This is a genomic window from Burkholderia sp. Bp9012 (genome assembly GCF_003853825.1).
GTDB classification, from domain to species: domain Bacteria; phylum Pseudomonadota; class Gammaproteobacteria; order Burkholderiales; family Burkholderiaceae; genus Burkholderia; species Burkholderia diffusa.
On record NZ_QTQA01000071.1, the window covers coordinates 1 to 1,484 of the forward strand.

The 1,484-nt window shown below is 66.2% G+C and carries 1 protein-coding gene; it reads right to left on the minus strand.

Annotated features, from left to right (window positions below):
* Positions 1-1,484: electron-transfer flavoprotein:ubiquinone oxidoreductase (locus DIE11_RS35915; RefSeq protein WP_124629850.1), on the minus strand; the 1,484-nt coding region annotated here is incomplete at both ends.

A 1,484-nucleotide genomic window follows, 5' to 3' on the forward strand; every position in this document is an offset into this window, starting at 1 on the left:
ACCAGCCGGTCGCTGCCGTCGTCGTTCTTCACGAACTCGTACACCGCCGCCGGGCAGAAGCGCCCCTCCGGCCCCGCGTAGGTCCGCAGGTTCACGTTCACCGGCACGTTCGCATCCTTCAGCGTCAGGTGCGCCGGCTGGTTTTCCTCGTGGTTCGTGTTCGAGATGAACACCGACGACAGCCGGTCGAACGTCAGCTTGCCATCCGGCTTCGGATACTCGATCGGCGTGCATTGCGAGGCCGGCTTCAGCATCTCGTGATCCGCATGCTTGTGGTGCAGCGTCCACGGCACGTTGCCGCCCATCACCTTCTGCTCGAGCCCGACCATCAGCGTGCCCAGGTACAGGCCCTTCGCCATCCACTGCTTGAAGTTGCGTGCGCGGTACAGCTCCGTATGCAGCCACGACTGCTTGAAGGCGTCCGGATACGCGTTGAGCTCGTCGCTCTGACGGCCGGCCTGCAGCGCGTCGAACGCGGCGTCCGCCGCCAGCATGCCCGTCTTGATCGCCGCGTGGCTGCCCTTGATCCGCGATGCGTTCAGGAAGCCCGCGTCGTCGCCGATCAGCGCGCCGCCCGGGAACACCGTCTTCGGCAGCGACAGCAGGCCGCCGGCCGTGATCGCCCGCGCGCCGTACGACACGCGCTTGCCGCCTTCCAGGAACGCGCGGATCGACGGGTGCGTCTTGTAGCGCTGGAATTCCTCGAACGGCGACAGATACGGGTTCGTGTAGCCCAGGCCCACCACGAAGCCGACCACGACCTGGTTGTTGTCCATGTGATACAGGAACGAGCCGCCGTACGTGTCCGACTTCAGCGGCCAGCCGGCCGTGTGGATCACGAGGCCCGGCTTGTGCTTCGCGGGATCGATTTCCCACAGTTCCTTGATGCCGATCCCGTACGCCTGCGGATCGGCGTTCGCGTCGAGCTTGAACTTCGAGATCAGCTGGCGGCCGAGGTGGCCGCGGCAGCCTTCGGCGAACAGCGTGTACTTCGCGTGCAGCTCCATGCCGAGCTGGAAGTTCTCGGTCGGCTCGCCGTCCTTGCCCACGCCCATGTTGCCGGTCGCGACACCTTTCACGGAGCCGTCGTCGTTGTACAGGATCTCCGCAGCCGGGAAGCCCGGGAAGATCTCGACGCCCAGAGCTTCCGCCTGCTGGCCGAGCCAGCGCGTGACGTTGCCCAGCGAGATCACGTAGTTGCCGTGGTTCTTGAAGTTCTCGGGCAGCGCCCAGTTCGGCGTCGTGATCGCGCTCTTCTCGGACAGGAACAGGAAGCGGTCTTCCGTCACCTCGACGGTGAGCGGTGCGCCCTGTTCCTTCCAGTCGGGGAACAGTTCGGTGATCGCGCGCGGGTCCATCACCGCGCCCGACAGGATGTGCGCGCCGATCTCGGAACCCTTCTCGAGCACGCACACGCCGATCTCGGTGCCTTTCTCGGCGGCCAGCTGCTTGAGCCGGATCGCCGCCGACAGCCCGGCGGGGCC